Origin of the sequence: Paenibacillus sp. JDR-2 (assembly GCF_000023585.1) — a bacterium.
Lineage (GTDB): Bacteria > Bacillota > Bacilli > Paenibacillales > Paenibacillaceae > Pristimantibacillus.
In genome coordinates this window covers 1122430-1142960 of the sequence record NC_012914.1, presented here as the reverse complement: position 1 = coordinate 1142960, position 20531 = coordinate 1122430, and the positions used below count along the sequence as shown (strand labels likewise).

The window sequence follows — 20531 nt, the reverse complement described above, 5'->3', positions numbered from 1 at the left end:
TACGGGTCCGCCTCCTAATCCACATCTGTGTCATTCCCTTTATTTCCGAGACGGAAGTTCAGCAAAGTAATAAGCAGCGTAATCACGAACAGGACCATCGCCATCGCCGAAGCGTAGCCCATCTGGAAATCCTGGAAGCCGCGCAGGTAAATCTGATGCACGATTGTTGTCGTTGTGTTCAGCGGTCCGCCGTTGGTCAGAATGTTGACCTGCTCAAATACCATAAACGAGTTGATGCAGGACATAACCAGAATAAAGAACGTTGTTGGCTTAAGCATCGGAATGGTAATGGCAAAAAACTGCCGGACTTTTGTTGCGCCATCCATATGCGCGGCTTCATAAAGGCTTGCCGGGATGGACTGCAGACCGGACAGATACACGATCATCGTGTAGCCGATGGATTTCCAGATTCCCATCATAATAATAGCGGCCATCGCCGTGCTTGGATCGTACAGCCATTGCACCGGGGCAAGGCCAAACGTTTTCAGCACGCGGTTCAAAATTCCGAGGGACGGATCGTAAATCCACAACCAGATCATCGATACCGCAACCATGGAGGTTACGTTCGGAATATAAACGCTGACACGGGCGAACAGGCGGCCTCTCAGCTTTCCGTTCAGCAGTACCGCGAGCAAGAGGCCTAATGCCATTTGCGGGAAAATCGAAAACAAGGAATAAATAAACGTGTTGTACACCGCTGTGCCAAACAGCTTGTCATGGAACAGCCTTACATAGTTGTCGAAACCAACAAAAGCGGGCGTCGAGTAAAAGTTGTAATTCGTAAAGCTGTAATACAACCCCACCAGCAGCGGGATAAAAATAAATGCGAAATAAACGAGATAGCCCGGAGCAATAAACAAATACCCGGCCTTATCGATTGGGGCGCGCCGGCGGCTCTTGCGGGTTGTCACCTTGCTGGTTGCTGCCGAATTCATGCCATTCATTACGCCTCACCTCTCTTCCTTCATTAAGAAAAATCCTTTAAAAAAGGCGCCTGCCCTTCTTGCAGCAGCAGGCGCCTATCATAAGCTAAATGGATGCCAATTAGTTGGTAATCAGGTTTGGAAGCTCTTTTTTCAGCTCTGCGGCCGCATCCTTCATCGCTTGCTCCGCTGTTTTCGTGTTGTAGAAGGCTGCTTCAAGATGCTGGCTGATGATCTCGTACATCTTGCTGGAGTAAGTAACCTTTGCGGCGCCTTCCCCGTAGGATACCGCGTCAAATACCGCCTGGTTCATTTCCGGTTTGTCTTTAATGTAATCATCCTTGAGCGAGTTCAGGACAACCGGCGTGCCAAGCTCCTTGTAACGGTTCCAGGTCTCTTCCTTGGACATGACGGTTTGCATGAATTCAAACGCCAGATCCTTCTGCTTGCTTTGCGAGCTCATGAAGAGCAGGCGCATACCGGCGAAGGTTGCTTTTGTTTTGCGCTCGATTGGACCGGATACGCCGATTTTGCCGGCCAGCTCCGGATGATCCTTCTGCGTGTTGACGTAGGCAGCCGGGCTGTCATACGCGATTGCGGCTTTGCCGTTCGGGAACAGATTCTCGTTGGATTTCGCCGAGTCGTTCGGAATCGTTACGCCTTTTTTCACCAGATCCACGATATACTGCGTTGCTTCAATCGATTCCGGAGAATCAAAGAGCGGCTCGTTCTTATCCGCATCGATGATTTTGCCGCCGTTCTGCAGGACAAACGACTGCCAGAAGGTCCAGGCGTTAGCCGTCGGAATAGCGAGACCCGCCATCACCGTTGTATTGCCGTCTTTCTTCGTCAACAGTTCCGCATCCTTCGCAAGCTCTTCCCAGCTTGCCGGCGGCTTCTCGGGATCAAGTCCCGCCGCTTCGAACAGGTCTTTGCGCCATAACAGTACGCGAGGGTCGGGAATAAAACCAAGGCCGTAAACCTTGCCTTTATACGTGCCGGTGTTCAGCACGCTTTCCATCATGTCGCTTTTGCCATCCCACTTGTCCGTATAAGCGTCAAGCGGTTCATATTGGCCAAGGTTTGCCCGCTGGGCAACCGATGCCAGTGTATAGGACAGCACATCCGGCGCGGTACCGCTGGCATAAGCGGCATTCAGCTTTGTTTCCATATCGTTGCCGAACGGAACCTCGCTGTAGTTCACCTTCACGCCCGGATGGCTGGCTTCAAACTCCTGAATAACGCGCGTCCAATACGCTTTCTCCGGCGCGTCCGTGCCTGCCCGCCAGAATGTCAGCGTCTTGCTGCCGCCGGAAGAACCGTTGTCCTTAGGGTTCAGCTGCTCGGTGGAGTTGCTGCCGCATGCGGTTAGCGCAACGCTGGCCAGCACCGTCACGCATAGCGCCGTCATGATGCTTTTTCTTCTTTTCATATCTCCTATGACCTCCCTTTGTTGAATCTACTGTGAAGTATAAAGAATTGCAGAGCCCCCCAGTGACGCCATATTCCGGTCTTTCAGCACAAAAGTACAGGAATAAAGAGCTGCCTTGCTCCTCTGCCTTAAGGGACTAGCAAAATATTCGGATTCCATACTACTCTGTTCGGTTATTCTTGGAATTCATAAAAAAACACCGCGTTATCGCGATGTTTGCAGGATCGGTATTTATTTAGACGCTTCGCTGCTGCTCCATATATTCGGACGGGGACAAGCCCGTGTAGTTCTTAAACAGCTTGATGAAATAGCTTGTATTCGAATAACCGACAAGCGCCGCGGCATCGGCAACCTTCAGCGTCTGCCGTTTCAGTAGCTCCTTGGCTTTTTCCATCCGCACCTGCATCAGGTACTCGTTATAATTCATGCCCGTTTCTTTCTTGAACAATTCACTGATGTACGTCCGGCTCAGATGAACATGGTCCGCGATGTCCTGCAGCATCAGATCTTCCGCATAATGCAGCGTAATATATTCGCATGCCCGCTCAACCGCTTCCCCATATTGCGGACGCCGCGCGCTGATCCGGTCCATGATCTGGTGAAAAACGCTTCTCGCCCAGCCGGACAACTCGCGGAACGTTGCATACCGCTGTACCTCCACATGGGCGTCAATATAGAGGTTCTCCAGTTGTTCCGTCGGAACGCCTACCGTTCGGCCGCGGTTAACCGCGATATAGATCAGCTCCAGCAGCAGCGACCTGGCCTGCTTGGCGGACAACTGCCTCTCCGTCTCCATCTCGTCCATGATCTTCTCGAGAAATGAGCCGGCTCTAGCCGTCAGCCCGTTTTCCAAATAGCCTTGAAAGGCTGACGTCCAGCCAGAGCCGGTGCTGTTGTAGGACGCGCTGGCTGCGCTGCCGTTGTCTTCATACCAGGCAATGCCGGGATCGCCGTAAAATAAATGACGGTCCGCTGCCGCAAGCGCTTCGGACAGCTGCTCCGGCAAATAAGACAGCCTGCTGTACATATGGCTGATTCCGATCACGGCATTGGCCCCGACAAACCGCTGCAAATGCTCGCTTGCCCGGCTTGCCAGCACAAGCAGCGATTCGCGCTGCGACTTTAATCCCGTGTGAACCGAATTGCAAAGCATGATATATAGATTAGGCTTGTAGAGGAAGGAGCAGCCGTTCCCCAGCTCATGATGCAGCGTCTCGTCCAGAATGTTAATGACCGCGTTTTGCAGCAGCCCTTCCTCCCGGATCCGCAGCGGCTCCGGGCCTTGTACAATTCCCACAACAAGCAAGGCAAGATGCTTCTCGGACAACCCAATATGCAGGCGCTCCAATCTCTCGGCGAATCCATTCGCTGCCTCCCTTCCTCCCTCCAAGAGTTCGCGGAAATAAGCATTGCGCAGCGTAATCTGACTTTCGTTCAAGCTGTATCTAAGCGCGTTTATCTCACTGGCCGCCCGTTGATCCAGGTCAATATCCTTCTTGATCTTCTGCAAAATCTCTTCCAATCCGGCCAGCGTAATTTCCGCCTTCAAAATATATTCGCTTGCCCCAAACTTCAGCGCTTCCGCCGCGAATTGGAACTCGCTGTACGAGCTGAAGACGACAGAGCGGATATGCGGCATTTCTTCTTTTAGAGCCTTAATCAGGTCAATTCCGTTCATTCCCGGCATTTTTATATCCGTAACGACAAGATCAACCGGGTTGGCCCGGCAAAAGGTTAAAGCATCCTCGCCGTTTGAGGCTTCGCCCGCTATCCGGTAATCGCCGCCCGTCCGCTCCACCGTCATCTGGAACCATTCCCTGATCATCGGTTCATCATCCACAATGAGAATATTCATCTTGTCCGCACCTCCTCCCATTTGTGTATAGCGGGTATCCGGACGAGGACCGTCGTTCCCGCCCCGGCTTGCGATTGCATGCTGATTCCATAATTCTCGCCAAAATTAAGCTGAAGCCGTTCGTGAACGTTCCGGTAGCCTCCGCGGTGAACCAGCTTTCCGTCTTGCTCTCCCGCTGACTTGGATTCCATATCCCCAAGATCCATCCCGACCCCGTTATCCTCGATCTCAAAACAAATATCGGTTCGTTCCATATACCCTCTCACGACCAGCCGCCGCAGTCCCTCTCCCTTGCGTTCCAGGCCATGGAATATCGCATTCTCGATCAGCGGCTGCAAAATAAGCTTGATGGTCTTGTATTCGTAAAGCTCCTCTTCGAGCTCGTACCGGACTTCCATCCGGTCTCCTTGCCTTATTTGCTGAATGTATAAATAATTCCGGACCATCTCGAGCTCCTCCCCGATCGGAATAAGCTCGTCCTGCTTCGAAATCGATTGCTTCAGCAGCTTCACCAGCGCTACGATAACCGAATCAATCGTCTCCGGCTTATGCTTTACAAGCATGAAACGGATCGAAGCAAGCGTATTGTACAGGAAATGCGGGTTGATCTGCGACTGCAGCGCCTGGAGCTCCGCATGTCTTTTGCGTTCCTGCTCCAGCTGGATATTTTCCAGCAGCTCCTGAATCCGTTCGAGCATGCGGTTGAACTTTCTCGTCAAATGCCCAATCTCATCCTCCGAGTTAACGGGAAGACGGACCGACAAATCGCCAAGCTCCACCCGTCCAAAATGGTTATACAATCTCTTGATCGGCACGGCAAGACGCCTTGCCATAAAATAAGAGGCCGCATACGCAAGCAGCACGACACCCGCAAATACCAGAATAACGATCTTCTGGAGCTGGTTGATGCTGGACAATACCGTCGCCGTAGGGGTGTACGAAATCAGCTTCCAATTCGTCTTGCCAATCGTCTGGAAAGAGATAAGCTGCTCCTTCCCGCCTTCCTCAGCCCTGAAATAACCGGAATCGTAATCCCGGATTTTATAATAATACGGCCGGTCGGCCAGCGACTGACGAATCTGGTCTTTATGGCCGGAGGAGATGATCCTCCCGTTTGCGTCTACGATCTCGATCTCCTGCGCTTTATCCAGCGCGCTGCTATATAAGTCGTTAATCGAGCTTTCGTCGACGCTGACCGCTACAATACCCGTAGGTGAACCGCTTTCAAACCGTTTGCTGATCCGTACGCCGTAAAATGCTGCCCCCCGGTCTACTCCCGTCAGCTCCGGCATCGGCTCGGTTACCCAGATAATCTGACCCTGACCGTAGACGGCGGCGCGGTACCACTCCTTGTCCGAATACGAGCCGACCGGCTGAGACAACGTCTCCTCCATGCCGCTGCCCGGGAATTCAAAGCCGTTAAGCCCTCTCAGCAGCACTTGAAAGCTGATCCGGTTAAACGAATAAATGGAATTGGAAAACATCTGATCGAAGGAAGCCCTCTGCATGGCATATTCGTAGCTGCTTGGATCAAAGGCTTGCGTAAACGCGTGGTTCACCTCGGTACTGAGGAAGAACTGGTTCGACACCGCGATAATGTCATCCAGCATCCGGTCGGTTTTATCCGCAATCTGCCCCAGCATCTTCAGGTTCGACTGGCTTACCTGCGAGGTAATGGAGTCCTTCGAGATTTGCAGCGAGATTATCCCGAACAGTCCCAGCGGTATAATGATCAGCACCAGCGAAGCGATCAGAAACTTATTCTGCACGCTGCTTTTCCGTATAAACCAGTTCCATACCATGTGAAGCTCCCCCGTCATTTTGCGTAAGTCGTTTTAAATAACCAATACTATAACATAAAAAAGAGTTGGTTGTTGCGGGTAACTGGTGGTTGCTGAAGGGCGGGGACTACGCTAATGGCTGGCACTACGCAAGTGAATGCTCTTTCGATCGCTGTTGTTTTCAAAGTTTCCAATTTTATTTTGGTCTAAGGTTAAACTTTGAAAACAAAGGCGAGCGCTACGCTTCTCAAGAGCCCTCACTTGCTCCGTGCCTGCCCGCTTCGTCCAGCTTCGAGCGCCCTTTCGGGCGTTACGCCGCAAAGAACCCTGCTCTATTAGAGGGGGGAGCGGAAAACTAAAACCGCCTCTACATATGAGAGGCGGTCTTTTACTTATTTTACTTATTTTGTTCCGCCGCTGACGGATTGGTACCACTCGTTTACTTCCTGGGTGATTTTATCGCCGCCGGAGGATTTCCACTTCTCCACGAATTTGTCGAAGGAATCAACCGGAGCTTTGCCGTAGATGATTTGCGAGAAGGTATCCTTCTCCATCTTGCCCAGAATATCGTTGCTTGTCTGCATGGTCTTGGTCGGAGCCCCCGTGAACATTTGAGGCAGAACGGAATCCTTCTGCTCCTGTACAATCTTAGCTGCTTCCAGGAGAGGCTGCGGTGAGCTCAGCTTAAGCTTCTTCTCGAATGGAGTAGTCGCTTCTTCGCCGTTCGCCAGCTTCGACAGCACTTGCATGTTCAAGCTTGGAATACGCGCGCCGTCAAACGTCAGCGTATATTTCTCAGGTGCGTAACCGCCCGTGCTTGCCGCGTCCGTCTTCACCTGGCCGTCTACCATAACCCAGTCGTAGCCTTCGGCAAGACCGTTCTCGAATTCTCCGCCAGCCTGCGGATTCGCGTATTGCTCGAACAGGTAATTCTGGTAAGCGAAGAACGCTTCCGGATGCTCCATCTCGGCATTAATCAAGACAACGCCGTTGGAGTTCGACGTACCGTGACGTCCCACTTTGCCGTCTGGTCCCGCTGGCAGCGGATAGGCTTTATACTGTGCGTCTTTATTGTTCTTCTTCACGTCTTCCAGCGGCCATGCCGGCATCCAGTGAGGACCAACAACGATACCCGCTTTGCCCGCCGTGAAGTCTTCCGCCGCTTTCGTCTCGTCATAGAGACCCGCTTCGGTTGGCAGATAGCCTTTGCTCATCCAGCTTTGAAGCGTGGCCAGCGCCTTCTTGGAGCCTTCGGTTACGGAGCCGTATTCGAGCTTGCCGTCCGCGGTTTTGTTCCATTGGTTAGGCATTGTGCCGTAAGCGCCAAAGATCCAGCCCGCGTCCGACATCCATGTATTAATCCAGTTCTTGAAGCCGATTGCGAGACCGTAAGTATCCTTCTTGCCGTTGCCGTCCGGATCCTGGTTCGTGAAGGCGTCCATCACTTTTTCGAGATCATCCAATGTCTTTGGCGCGGGCAGTCCAAGCTTCTGCATCCAATCCTCGCGGATCCACATAACCGGGTCGCCATTGTAAGCGTAATCCAGAATCGGTATGCCAATTCGCTTGCCGTCCTCCATGTACGGGTACCATACGGTTGGATCCTCGTTCATCGCATCCTTCCATACCTGGCTCGCATATTTGTCGAACAGCTCGCCTGCATCAACGAAGCGGCCGGAATCAATCAGCTCTCTTACCAGCGTGAAGTCACCGCGGTACGAAATAATATCCGGCATTTTTTCGTTTGTTGCCAGAGACAAGCGAAGCTTCGTTTCAAAGGCATTATTCGTGGAAGGAGCAATCCACTGATTCTTGAGCTGAATGCCGAATTTATCAAGCGCCCATTTCGTATGAACGTTATTGTCCTGGTCTTCGCCCGATTTGAATTTGACATCCGGGCCCCATGGACGCAAATAAGTAATCGTAATCGGAGGATCGAATTTGACGTCTTTTGCTTCCGCGCCCGCATTCGTGTTCCCAGCGGCAGCCGTGTTGCTTGGCTCTTTGCCCGCATTCGCATTGTCCGGTGCATTGTTATTGTTGCCGCATGCGCTTGTAATCGCCGTAAGGGAGATCACTCCCGCAAGTACCATGGTCGGCAGCAACTTTCTCTTTTGTTCCTTCAACTGCATTTCCCCCAGTGCAATGTATTGGCTTACAGGACTTATATTAAGGAGTAGGGCAACCCCGTTCTATACTAAGATTGCAACATCGATTGCACTTCTTTAGGATGTTGGAAATTGAATATGCATCCTTAAAATTTTACTGTAACCAGCTCTCCGTGTCAGTTGGAATATATCCCCTGAGGGGCTAGGGACAGACAGACCGAAGCAAGAAAAAAACGGTACAGGTTCCCCTGTACCGTTACGCCAAACTAGTTGCTCGTATATTTCATCCAATCGTACTCGGCATAAAGCGGATTGGCGCCGTTGTAGGCTCCGAGCCAGCTGTCGACTCCCGTGCCGTTCCAGATATTCATCATGATTTTGCCGGGATTGCTTGGGATGTTGGAGGTTGCCGTATGCTTCAGTACCCCGTCCACGTACCATTTGATTGACCCGGCTTGCCAATTGAACGCGTAAGTATGGAAGCCCTGCGACGCATCAAAGCCGAGATCAACGATTTTTTCATGGCCGCCAACGCCGTTCGTGAAGTAGTTGAACTGTACTTTGGTCGTATCCTTGCCAAGGAATTCAATGTCGATCTCATCCCATGGCGTACCGTCGGCCGGACCGGTATAAGTGAAGAAGGAAGAGACGATACCCGTATTTTTCGCCGGCTTCATGCTGACCTCGTACAGACCGTAACCGTATTTGTAGACGGAACGGTACTCGGCGCAGTCAAACACGTTGTAGGCGGAGCTGGTCAAGCCCAGCTTCAAATGCCCGTCGCTTGTGAAGCTTACGTTGTTCGCCCGCCAGGTACAGTTGAACATGCCGCCGTTCGAGTAGCCGTCCGCCTTCTGCCAGGTAGCGGGATTATAATACGTCAAAGGCTCCCAAAATTCCGTAGCCCCGTAAGAGCTTGAGACAAACAACATCGATACAATCGCCGAACCGGCCATAAGAAGGGATGCTTTCTTTTTCATGGAACACCTCCGGATTTTATCGTGCCTTGTAATTGCCTGCCGCCTCCGCTTATCCCCTCCCCCAGCACCAAGCTTTCGATCTATAAAATGGCGTTAAATCGGCCCCAGATTGACCAAGCTAACGTCCGAGATCGTAATCGTCGCGTTACCGGCGTTGCCGCCTGCGATATTGCCCATATCGAAGGAGATGCGGGACGTATTATACCCCTGATCGGTCACGTCAAAGGTGAACGTAAAGGTCTGCTCCTCTTCCGTCAAATCCACCTGCTGTCCGTAATAGCCATGCCAAGCATAACCTGCCGGCACATCTACCCACCCGATGCCAAGCCCCAGCTTCCTTGCCGTGCTGGCTTTCGCTTTGAAGCTAAACGCATACTTGCTTCCCTGCTGAATAGCGAAGCCTTCCTGAATAACCTGGCGGTCCCAAGGGTTATCGCCCGCCGCGCCGATCGAAGCCTCCAGCTTTCCGTTGTTAGCCCCGATCGCAAGCTCGCCCGGAGCCGCCGTATAAGAGAACCAGCCAGCGAGGCCGTTCGCGAAATTGCCGTTTTGCAGCAGATTGACGTTCGTAGGCTGGCCGCCGCTCTCCGCGGAAGCATTAACCTCGTAGAGCAGTACGTTATCGAACGTTACCGAATGCCCGCCTGCGGCGCCCGCCGGATTGCCCAGCCCGAACACCAGCACGGACGAAGGATCGGAATCGCCGGCCATTGCAAAAGAGTACGCGTAATGCTTGCGGTCTGCGGAAAGCTGGGCGGTGTCCTCCAAATATTTGGCGAAATCGCCGCTGCTCTGCGAGACAACAACCTGCACGGCTTTCTCGGTAGAAGCGGAAGCATCAAACTCCAGCCTGTAAGACTTGCCCTTCTCGATCTTAAGCTGCTCCTGCTGAAGCGTAGCGTCCCACCAATTCGCGCTTGTTCCGGGAAGCGCCGCAATCAGGCTTCCTTCATCCGAGCGGCTCATCGTCGCCGAATCTCCCGCATTCAGATTCCAGCCGTTAAGATTCGTATCGAATCCGCCGTTCTGAACCAAGTTAGGCGACAGATCTACCCAAAGCGCATTGTAGTCGTAGCCTTGGAATTCCACGTAATAGTCATGTCCCGCTTCCAGCGCGGCAGGTCTCATATAGACGGTCTGATAGGTCTGCCAGCCGCCGGTATTGCCGAATTCATAACTCGACTGCGAGACAACGGAACCATTCTCGTCTTTGATCCGCAGGCGGATTTGCGACTGCTCCTGACCGCTTGCCACTCTGGCCGAGAACTGGTATTCAGCGGAACGGGTTACGCCGATTTTGTACTTGAGCGTATCGCCTTCATCCATGTAAGCGACGTTTTTGCCGCCTTCGCTTGCATTTTCGAGCTGCAGCCCCTGCATCTCCCATGCGTTTGCTGCCGGAATATGAGTATAGCCCGCTACCGTAATCGGCTCGCCGCGCTTCACCAGCCGGACGTTGTCGACATAGACCGTACCGCTCTCGCCGCCGAACAGCAGCTTCAGCTCAGCTTCCGCCGTATCCGCGCCATCCCCCAATACCGCTTCCAGCGAGTAGGTTTGCAGCTTAGTGCCAAGCGATACGGCGTTGCCGCCAGGGTAGGTAGCGGAATGATCGCCTGCCAGTTCAACCATCATACTCCGCGGCGCATCGGCCTTGGCCTCAAAAGAAATGCCGTATTCGCTGTTCCCTGCAAGCGCCAGCCCAGGCTGGGAGACCGTTACGGCTTCCGCATTCGTGCCACCATCCTTCACATCAACAACCAGCTGCCGCTCATAAATCGGAAACGCAAGGAAGTTATTCACGCTGACCGCAGCTTCCGCACCCGGAGCAACGGACTTGGTCCAAAAAGCAAGACGGTCTCTTCCTTGATCAAACGTACCGTTATAGATCAGATTGCCGTCCGCCAGCGCGGTCCGTTCACCCGGCACCTCCGGCTGCGGGGAGGCATCGCCGATCTCAACCAGCTTCACGTTTGCAATATAGACGGCCGCCGCGTTTTTCCCAAGATTAAACTCGAATCTCGCATTGTTGTCCGTGCTCTCCAGCATGTCGAACGTATATTCATAAGACTGCCATTGGGTTGTCAGATTGCCGTATTGCTCGCCGGAATAATTTTTCCAGCTCTTCTCGAACTGATTTACCTTCGACATTATCGTGCGGGCCTCGTCGGCTTTTGCCTCATACGTGACCTTATACTTTTTGCCCTTCTGCAAATATACCGGCATTTGCGTCAGCTGAACGGAGTAAATCTCCGTACCGCCGTTATCGATTGCGATCTTTGCCGCTTTTCCTTTGGAAGCATCGTCCACGACGGCCGCTTGGCCTGAACCGCCGGCGTTAAGAAGGAACTGCCAATCCTGCGGCACGCCGTTTGCATCCGTTGACTGCGTAAACTTTTCGTTATACAACAGATTGCCGTCAGCCTGCGGTTCGCGCTTGGGGGACGGCTCCGGCGGATTGCCCGTTACATCCTCCCAGCTGTCCAGGTTCTTGTATTCATACACCCTTACGAAGTCGACATTCATTTGATCAGCCGTAAAATCGCCGTTTGGCGAACCCGGCCAATCACCGCCAACCGCCAGATTCAAAATGAGATAGAACGGGCGGTCAAACGGCGCGGGGTACGTATAATATTCCGGCTGCCCCGGGCCTTTGGTTTTCCAGTCTCTCACTTCATGATAAAGCTGGCCGTCGACATAGAAACGGATTACGCCCGGCAGCCATTCCAGCTGAAAATCATGGTAGTCGTCGGCATAGGTCTTGCCCTCCGGCAATACATGGCTGCTTTGGTCGGAGCCATGCGAGCCGTCCGCCTGTACGCTGTCGTAATGAAGGGTACCGAAGACGCGGTTCTTGTTCGCCCCGCCAATCAGCTCCATCAGATCAATTTCGCCGGAAGCCGGCCAGCCGCCGTAATGGGCTTCATCGGTTGGCAGCAGCCAAATCGCCGGCCACATCCCCTGCTGAACCGGAAGCTTGGCGCGGACAACCACTTTGCCGTAGGTCCAGTCGCCTTTTTCCTTGGTGATGAGCTTCGCGGAGGTGTAATGGCTGCCTTTATGTTCTTCTTTCTTCGCTTTAATGCTCAGGACGCTGCGGTCGCCATCCCGTTCAATGACCGCATTATCCGGTTTGTAGTACTCAAGCTCGTTATTGTAAACAACGCCGGTATCTTGAACCGTCCACTTGCTTGAATCAATCGTTGATTGGTTGAATTCGTCATTCCATACGAGCTTCCACTCGTTATCCGCTATCGTTGTAGGCGGCACGGGCTTCTCCCCGGAGGCTTCCGGCGGGTTGGTTGCCGGAGGATTGGTTGTTCCCTCAGAACCCGTACCAAGGGTGGTTTTCGTGCCTGCCGGCATGGCTTTGTCATTCACCGTCACGCCGCCGGACTGGACCTGAAGGTTTCCTACGCGGCTATCCGCCGACCATTCGAAGTCCGTCGGATGCTGGATAAGGACCTGATCCGCCGTCGTTCCGTTTGAGAAAACAACGCGGACCGCTCCGCCTGGCTTGTTAATGAGCACATCCTTCAGCTTGGCGCCGTCAAAAACAACCGAATGGCTTCCGCCGCCCTTAATAACGGTCTTGCCCGTAACGGTTACGCCCTTAAGCGTCGCATCGCCTTCTTTAATCCCTTCGGCAAGCAGCAGGTTTCCGTACACCGCCGTACGGTCGACAGTAACATCCGTGGAGCGAATAATGAGATTGCCTTCCACTTGCGCAGCGTCGTACTTGCCCGGCTTTGCAACCAAATCCCCGATCATGCCGGACAAAAGCACGGCCGATTCGGCGCGCGTAATCGGCGACTTCGGCTGAAGCTTGCCGTTATAGCCTTTTATATGTTTTTCGCTCGCCAAGTAAGTAAGCGCTTTCTTGGCATAGCCGGAAACATCCGCTAAATCCTTGAACTGCTGAAGCTGCGTTTCGGATTCCGAACCCGTCGAGAGCTCGAACGCCCGGTCAATCATGACCGCCGCATCTTCCCGCGTAATGCTGGCGTTTGGAGCAAAATGCTTCGCGTCCACGCCTTGAACAATGCCGGAACCGCTTGATCTCTTCACCGCGTCGGAATACCAGGCATCCGGCGATACATCCTGGAATCCGGCTTCTTCTTGTCCGGCGAATCCAAATATGCGGTCCAGCATGGCAATAAACTCGGCACGGCTGATTGGCGAGCCAGGCTTAAACGCGCCATTTTCGTAACCGCTTACAATACCAAACGAAACCATGCGATTGACGGCGGATTCCGCCCAATGTCCCCCCAGATCCTTAAACGAAGTTGCCCCAGCCGCTTCCGAGGCATGAATCGCTGTCCCTCCAACAAGCGGGCTAAGAGTGGCTGCCAGCAGACTGCAGGCCGTTAATTGCGATAATCTCTTCTTTAACATAGTTACCTCCCCAATGGTTTACATGGTCGGGGCCGCATCAAGCGGCCCCTCCTTTGCCTATCGCTACTCTTTTACCGCGCCGATGACCATCCCTTTAACAAAGAACCGCTGCAGAAACGGATAAACGAGCAAAATCGGAAGCGCGCCGATAAAAATTTGCGCGGCCCGTACCGTACGCTGCGAAATGTTCTCGAGCTGCTTCGGATCGACGTTGATCTTGCTGAAATCCTGCTGGACGATAATCGTCTGGAGGAGCGACGCCAGCGGATAATCCTTGATATCCCGCATATAGATCATCCCGTCGAACCAGGAGTTCCATTGATAAACCATCGTGAACAGCGACAAAGTCGCGATGGACGGCATCGACAGCGGTATAAATACCAGCACCAGCGTCTTCAGTTGTCCCGCCCCGTCCAGATAAGCCGCTTCCTCCAGCTCCTTCGGCAGGCCTCTGAAAAAGTTCAGCATCAGTATGACGTTCCATACCGACACCGCGCCGGGCAGCACTAACGCCCAGATGGAATCCATCAGTCCGATCTTTTGAACCAGGATATAGCTTGGGATCAAGCCTCCGCTGAACAAAATGGTAAAGACAAAGATCCAGACATACATCGTGCGGCCCCGGAAATGAAGATCCTCCTTCGACAGCGGATAAGCGGTCATCAGGCAGAGAGCCATGCCGATTACCGTGGATAATACGGTTCTCATTACCGAAACGCCAAGCGAGTTCAGGAAATTGGAATTGCCGAACGTTTTCTCGTAAGCATCCGTCGTAAAGCCGATCGGCCAGAAGCCTACGAGATTGGACGAGGCAGGCGCCATGCTGCTGAACGATACAGCCAGAATATGAATAATAGGCAAGATGCATAGAAGCGACAAAAGGCCAAGAAACACATAGTTGCCGATGCTGAAAATTTTGTAGCCTAACGTTTTGTGGTACAAAAGTAGAACCTCCTTAGAAGACGCGATAATTCGCAAATTTATAGGCCAACCGGTAAGATGTCGCGATGAGAATCGTCGCTACGACGGATTTGAACAATCCAACCGTTGTGGCGAAGCTCATTTTCCCGTTTAATATCCCCAGCCTATAAACGAAGGTGTCGATAATATCTCCCTTCTCCATCACGAGAGGGTTGTACAGGTTAAACACCTGATCAAACCCGGCATTCAAAATATTGCCGATCGACAAGGTTCCAAGCACGATGGTGATCGGCATCAGCGCCGGCATCGTAATGTGAATGGTCTGCTTCAGCCTTGACGCCCCGTCCACCTCCGCCGCTTCGTAAAGCGCCGGATTGATCCCCGCCAGCGCCGCCAGGAAGACGATTGTTCCGAAGCCGAATTCCTTCCAGACGTCGCTGACAATAAGCGTGAAGCGGAACCAGTTGTTGTCCCCGAGGAAGAAGACCGGTTCAAATCCCAGCGCCGTTACGGCTTTATTCACGAGTCCCCCGTCCGGAGCGAGAATATCGAGCAGAATGCCCCCGAGAATAACCCAGGACAGGAAATGCGGCAGATAGACAAGCGTCTGCGTAAACCGTTTGAAGGCCATCAGCCTGACCTCGTTAAGCAGAATGGCGAACAGGAACGGAACGATAAGTCCGGCTGCCATTTTGAAAAAAGCGATGACAAGCGTATTCCAAATCACCTGACCGATATCCGGATACTTGAACAGAAACCGGAAGTTGTCTAGGCCGACCCATTCAGATCCGGTTAACCCTTTCCAAGGCTTGAAATCCTGGAACGCGATTACGATTCCGGCCATCGGAATGTACTGGAAAATAATGACGAGAACAAGCGCCGGCAGGAGCATCACGTGCAGGGGCCAATTGCGTTTCATGTTCCAGCTTTTCCTTGAAACACGGCGTTTTTCTTGTTGTGCAGGTAGCTGTAAAGCTGTTTCTTTCACCGCGGTATCCTCCATGTTCAGACAAATTTGTGCTTTTCTAGGTCGTCCTGACCTTGTAATATAACGATTATAGCAACGGGGATTTGTGATCTATATCCTAATATTGCAACAACGATATTGATATTTTAACTATCTGAAGGGGGCATCATCTTGCTGCTGCGGTTCAATGTTTTCACGAAAATCTCCCTTCTCGTCCTGCTCCTGCTTATCCCGGTTCTATCCCTGTACACCTATTCCAACCGGGAAAGCGTGCGCGTCATCGAGAACGAAATCCAGAGCGGCACAACGAATCGCTTGTCTTCCTTCGCTGCCCAGGTCGAGTCGAATATTTATCAGTTATCCCTCTACGGCGTATCGATTGGGCAGGACTCCAGCATTCAGGAGTACCAGCGTCCTGACTTCCGGGAGCAGCCTTATGAACGGGTAAAGCTGAGCGTAGCCATTCTGGAAAAAATGAATCTGTACAACGCCGCCAGCAAGTGGCATTCCACCATTACGTTGTTTTTCCCGCGTACGGGAGACGCCTTGTCCACGGAATATTACAATACGATCACGTACCGGGAGGATGCTTTTACGAAGCCGTTCCTCAAATCCTGGGAGTATACGGGCGACAGCTTTGTCTGGTATGCCACCGAACCAACGACCGCGATGTCCAATCCGCGCAGCGCGAGGCTCATTACGAAGATCAGCTTCCCGATCAATCACGTGACGACCATGCTGGACGAAAACAAAGTGAACAACAGCGGCGATCCGTTCCTGTTTAATCCGGAGCAGGGATCGATCCGCAATCATTCCGCCAACTCCGCGAAGATCGATCTTCTCTCGGAGAAGCTGAAATCATCGAAGCTCGGGGAGCGGGGAGGCTTCCGTACGAAGCTGGACAATACCGAGTATTACGTCTCTTACATCAAGTCGGATAGCCTGAAGTGGTATTATGTCGATTATGTTCCGATGCAGCAGATTTTGAGTCCGATTACGAACAGCCGGAACTTGTTCTACACGTCGATTGCCGTCCTGCTCGTCATGAGTATCGCCGTTATCTTCGTTATTTACCGAAGCGTGCAAGTCCCTCTGCTCCAGCTTGTCCGGGGCACCAAGCGGCTGTCTTCCGGCGATTTCTCGGTCCGGCTAAGCCATTCCGGCACGAATGAATTCAGCTTGTTGCTCGGACGGTTCAACATTATGGCCCAGCGGATCCAGGAGCTGATCGAGAACGTATACGAGGAGAAGCTGCGGAGGCGCGAAGCAACGCTGAAGCATTTGCAATCCCAGATCAATCCGCATTTTCTGTACAACTGCCTGTTCTATATCAAAAACATGGCGCGGATGAAAAACGAAAAAGCCGTTGTAGCGATGGCGTTGAATCTTGGGGATTATTTCCGCTATATTACAAGGTCGGAAAACGACGTGGCGACGATCCGCGAGGAGCTCAGCATGGTCACGAATTACCTGGAAATCCAGTCTCTCCGGCTTGAACGGATGCGGTTTGCGATTGAGGTGCCGGATGAACTGATGAACAAAACGATCTCGCGGTTAACCTTGCAGCCGATTGTCGAAAATGCCATTGTCCACGGATTGGAGCCGCAGGCGGAGAACGGCGAGATCCGGATCCGCGGTTATGCGGAGGACGGGATGTATCGGTTAGTCGTGGAGGACAGCGGGATTGGCATGACAGACGAGGAAATTCAGAAGCTGCAGCTCAGCTTAACCAAGCCGCTTGACGACAATATGGGCTGCGGGACTTGGAATGTGCATCAAAGATTGATCTATCTGTTTGGAGAAGGAGCCGGCTTGTCTTATACCCGCTCAGACTTGGGGGGAATCAAGACGACTATTACCTGGAGTGACAAAACAATAGAGTAGGTGAAGCAGCATGTTACAGCTCTTGCTTGTAGACGATGAACGGTCCGTTGTCGAGACCCTTGCCGAGACGATTCCTTGGGAAGAATGCGGCATTAGCGTTGTTCACGAAGCCTTATCCGGGCCGATAGCCCTGCAAATCATGGAAGACCATGCGATCGATATCGTGATTACCGATATCAAAATGCCGGGGATGTCCGGCATAGAGCTCATTACGGCGATTAATAGCAAATGGCCGCATGTCCGGACTATTTTGCTCACCGGATATGCCGATTTCGATTATGCCAAACAAGCGATCGCTCAGAATACGTTTGACTATCTGCTGAAGCCGGTCAGCGACGAGGATCTGATCGATTCGGTTGAGCGCGTTGTGAAACAAATCAAGGAGAAATGGGAAGAGGTTGCCTCCTACCGGAAAACCTTGTACACCTTGAACGAGAACCTTCCTTTGCTGAGGGCCAATACCCTAAATGAGCTGCTGAGAGGCAGCAATCAATCTGCGTTGGCGGACAAGCTGGCGCTTCTGGAGCTTCCTTTTGCGGAGGACGATGGGGTGTGCATGATGCTGATCCGGATGGAGGAGCGTTTTGCCGAAATGCCGGGACAGGATTCCGCGCTGATGGAGTACGCGATTTGCAATATAACGAGTGAAATCATGCAAAATGACTATCATATCTGGCATGCCCGGGATGCTCATGATTACATCGTATTAATCGTCAAACCCAAGAATACGGCAGTTGCCGATATGGAAGCCCGGTCCTTGCTCGAGCGCTACGCCGCGCAAATTCAGACCAATGTGCAGAACTATCTCAAGGGGGCTATTTCGGTACTCGTAGGGGGCCAAGGAACGTTTCCGGGACAAGTGAAGGAAATCTATGAGCATGCCGTTACCTCCATGCGCCGGAAGATGGGCCACGGAAAAGGGTTGTTTGTGACCACGCAGGAAGCCTTGGATTCCAGCCCGATGAATACGGTCTGGTCCTTATACGAGCCGCCTACCCTGATCAGCCTTCTCGATGCCGGCCGGTTCGACGACGTCGAGACGAAGATCCGGCATATTTTCCGCGATATGCTGGAGACGGGCGGCGAACAGGATATGTCGGAACAGCTGATTGAAGCTTATCATGTGCTGGCCGGTGCGTTCTCGTATATTATTCACAAGAACGGCAAGCTGTTGTCCTCCGTTCTTTCGCCTGAGGCACTCAAGTTCTTCCATGCTCCGGCTTACACCACGGCGGCGCAGCTGATGGAATGGTCGATCCGGATCCTGCAGGGTATCCGCGAGGATGCCGATCAGGAGCTGAAAGATAACCATAGTACGATTGTTCGCGCGGTCCGGTCATTTATCGATGCCAATCTGGCGAAGGATGTATCGCTGCCGGCTATTGCGGATCACGTCCATCTGCATCCTGTTTACTTGTCGAAAATCTACAAGGCAGAGACCGGCGAGCCGCTGACGGAATACGTGTACCGGCTGCGGATGGAAAAGGCCGCTTTCCTGCTTCGCACAACGCCTTCCAAGGTGTTCGAGATCTCCGAGATTGTCGGCTACAACAATACCGCGTATTTCATCCGCGTGTTTAAGAAGTTTTTTGACGTGACTCCCCAGGAGTATAGGGACGATGAGGGGAGGGGCGGATAAAGCAGAATAGTTGTGGGTAACTGTTGGGTTGGCGCGTGGTACTGCGCAAGGGCTGGCTCTGCGCAAGGGCGGGCACTGCGCAAGGGCTGGTACTACGCAAGGGCCGGCACTACGCAAGGGCTGGCACTACGCAAGTGAATGCTCTTTCGATCGCTGTTGTTTCCGGATTCTTTGAACAATCGGACAAGTGGTCCGAATCCGGAAACAAAGGCGGGCTACAAGCTTTCTGCAAGAAAGCTACTTCGGAAGCATAAACTCCGCTTCTCAAAAGCATTCACTTGCTCCGTGCCCGCCTGCTCCGTGCGTCGTTACACCACAAAAACCTCGCTTCATCGTTTGGGGATGAAGCAGAAAGATAGACCCTAGCAGGGGTCTATTTTTTCTGCTTGGTTTTTGTATTAGCTACCTGCTCGTTCTCGTGGCTTGGAACTCGCCACCCTCTTCGGCCTGCCATGCCGCCTGATCGGCTGCAGCAGGCTTTTTCCCTGCTATTTGCCACGTTCCTCCGCGGGCTAAGGCGCCCGAACGGCTGCAGCAGGCTTTTTCCCTGCTATTCGCTACGTTCCTCCGCGCGCTAAGGCACCCGAACGGCTGCAGCAGGCTTTTTGCCGGTTATTTGGCTCACCTTCATGATTAAATTGTGGAGCAACGCGAAAAAACGCAAAAGACCCTCTTGGGGTCTTTTGCGTCGCGATCATCCGGGTGCTACGTCCCGCTTTCGTCTTCGGCTTTGGGCTTGAACCGTCCGATAATGTCCAGAACATACTTGATTATCAGCGATAAGCCGCCTATGAAGAACAGGGTAATCAGCGTCCATTCCGTCGGGTCTAGGTTGACTATCGATAAAAGGAAATATAGAGGATATACGTAGAATAGGATGTCCTTTAGATACGGCAGAAATGATGTCTTGAAGCTTCCCTGCCAGAACGACTTGGAAAAGGCAATTACGAAGTCAATAATCATAAATCCGAATACGCCCCAAAACGTATACTTGATCCAGTCGATAAGTGTAAATGTCACTCCATCACCACCTTGCAACACCATATGCGATGAAAGATGACATGTTGATAAAATGCGCCCACAACTTTTCGACTGGTTTGTGTGAAATTTGACAATTTCAGAACAAAACGCTTACAAAGAACAATTACGATTCGTTAGCGGCGAAACGCTTGAGCAGACTGATGGAATTGAAGTGAATACCTTCATGGTACAAGGTATAGCTGAGAAACTCACCAATCGTATGGAGAGTAAGTCCCGTCCCCGTGGTGAACGGAACGGCCACTTGCTCGTCTATTCTATCGTGCAATTTTTCCGCAATCCGAATCGGTTGTCCGGCAAGAAGTTCCAGCAAATCCCCAAGCTCAGGCAGCTGATGTTCCTCCTGCCAATCACCCGGCTTGGTGCCTTTCGCGAACCACATCTCAAAGCCGTCCGGAAGGTGTACAGACTCACCCGCGAAATGAAAAGCAAACCTCTCCTGAACCACATAAATGTGTCCCAGGTTCCATCTGATATTGTTGTTGAAGCCGTCTGGCACATGATCCAGCACAGTCTCCGACAGACCGCGAACCGTATTTAACGTTACCTGCCTGACAAAGCCGAGTTGGTGAAGCAAACCTTGACTCATCGGGATCCCTCTTTTCCTA

General features: G+C 52.4%; 13 protein-coding genes. 2 read left to right on the top strand and 11 right to left on the bottom strand.

All coding sequences use genetic code 11. The features are described 5' to 3' along the window. Positions 1-14: 14 nt before the first annotated feature. The 9 genes from PJDR2_RS04920 to PJDR2_RS04880 form a co-directional block, all read right to left on the bottom strand. A complete protein-coding gene (locus PJDR2_RS04920; RefSeq protein ID WP_015842583.1) occupies positions 15-944 on the bottom strand; it encodes a carbohydrate ABC transporter permease in 930 nt (309 codons plus the stop codon). Positions 945-1044: 100 nt separating this feature from the next. Next, complete coding sequence (locus tag PJDR2_RS04915; RefSeq protein ID WP_015842582.1) at positions 1045-2355, bottom strand: ABC transporter substrate-binding protein; 1311 nt, start codon at positions 2353-2355, stop codon at positions 1045-1047. A 235-nt stretch (positions 2356-2590) separates the two neighbouring features. Next, positions 2591-4210, bottom strand: a complete 1620-nt coding sequence (locus PJDR2_RS04910; protein ID WP_015842581.1) for a helix-turn-helix domain-containing protein — start codon at positions 4208-4210, stop codon at positions 2591-2593. Beyond that, positions 4207-6012 carry a cache domain-containing sensor histidine kinase gene (locus PJDR2_RS04905; protein WP_015842580.1) on the bottom strand — a complete coding sequence of 602 codons (1806 nt, stop codon included), beginning with the start codon at positions 6010-6012 and terminating at the stop codon, positions 4207-4209. The genes PJDR2_RS04910 and PJDR2_RS04905 overlap by 4 nt, the downstream gene beginning before the upstream one ends. A 380-nt stretch (positions 6013-6392) precedes the next feature. Further along, positions 6393-8123, bottom strand: coding sequence for an extracellular solute-binding protein (locus PJDR2_RS04900; protein WP_041613295.1), 1731 nt, complete (start codon positions 8121-8123; stop codon positions 6393-6395). A 242-nt stretch (positions 8124-8365) separates the two neighbouring features. Further along, the gene (gene bglS / locus PJDR2_RS04895; protein ID WP_416202266.1) at positions 8366-9031 is read right to left on the bottom strand and encodes a beta-glucanase; all 666 of its coding nucleotides are present in this window, start codon (positions 9029-9031) and stop codon (positions 8366-8368) included. A gap of 141 nt (positions 9032-9172) precedes the next feature. Continuing rightward, positions 9173-13474, bottom strand: coding sequence for a carbohydrate binding domain-containing protein (locus PJDR2_RS04890; protein WP_015842577.1), 4302 nt, complete (start codon positions 13472-13474; stop codon positions 9173-9175). 63 nt (positions 13475-13537) lie between these two features. Continuing rightward, positions 13538-14416: a carbohydrate ABC transporter permease gene (locus tag PJDR2_RS04885; RefSeq protein WP_015842576.1), complete on the bottom strand. Its 879-nt coding sequence runs from the start codon at positions 14414-14416 to the stop codon at positions 13538-13540. A gap of 13 nt (positions 14417-14429) precedes the next feature. Then, a complete protein-coding gene (locus tag PJDR2_RS04880) occupies positions 14430-15314 on the bottom strand; it encodes an ABC transporter permease (RefSeq protein WP_015842575.1) in 885 nt (294 codons plus the stop codon). A gap of 219 nt (positions 15315-15533) precedes the next feature. Here PJDR2_RS04880 and PJDR2_RS04875 point away from each other — a divergent pair, with 219 nt between their 5' ends. Together PJDR2_RS04875 and PJDR2_RS04870 are read left to right on the top strand one after the other, a co-directional pair. Continuing rightward, positions 15534-17246 carry a cache domain-containing sensor histidine kinase gene (locus tag PJDR2_RS04875; protein WP_015842574.1) on the top strand — a complete coding sequence of 571 codons (1713 nt, stop codon included), beginning with the start codon at positions 15534-15536 and terminating at the stop codon, positions 17244-17246. Between the two features lie 10 nt (positions 17247-17256). Further along, positions 17257-18885 carry a response regulator gene (locus PJDR2_RS04870; protein ID WP_015842573.1) on the top strand — a complete coding sequence of 543 codons (1629 nt, stop codon included), beginning with the start codon at positions 17257-17259 and terminating at the stop codon, positions 18883-18885. A 705-nt stretch (positions 18886-19590) separates the two neighbouring features. Here PJDR2_RS04870 and PJDR2_RS04860 read toward each other — a convergent pair. Next, positions 19591-19905 carry a hypothetical protein gene (locus PJDR2_RS04860; RefSeq protein WP_015842572.1) on the bottom strand — a complete coding sequence of 105 codons (315 nt, stop codon included), beginning with the start codon at positions 19903-19905 and terminating at the stop codon, positions 19591-19593. Between the two features lie 124 nt (positions 19906-20029). After that, the gene (locus PJDR2_RS04855; protein WP_015842571.1) at positions 20030-20512 is read right to left on the bottom strand and encodes a DinB family protein; all 483 of its coding nucleotides are present in this window, start codon (positions 20510-20512) and stop codon (positions 20030-20032) included. Between the last annotated feature and the right edge of the window lie 19 nt (positions 20513-20531).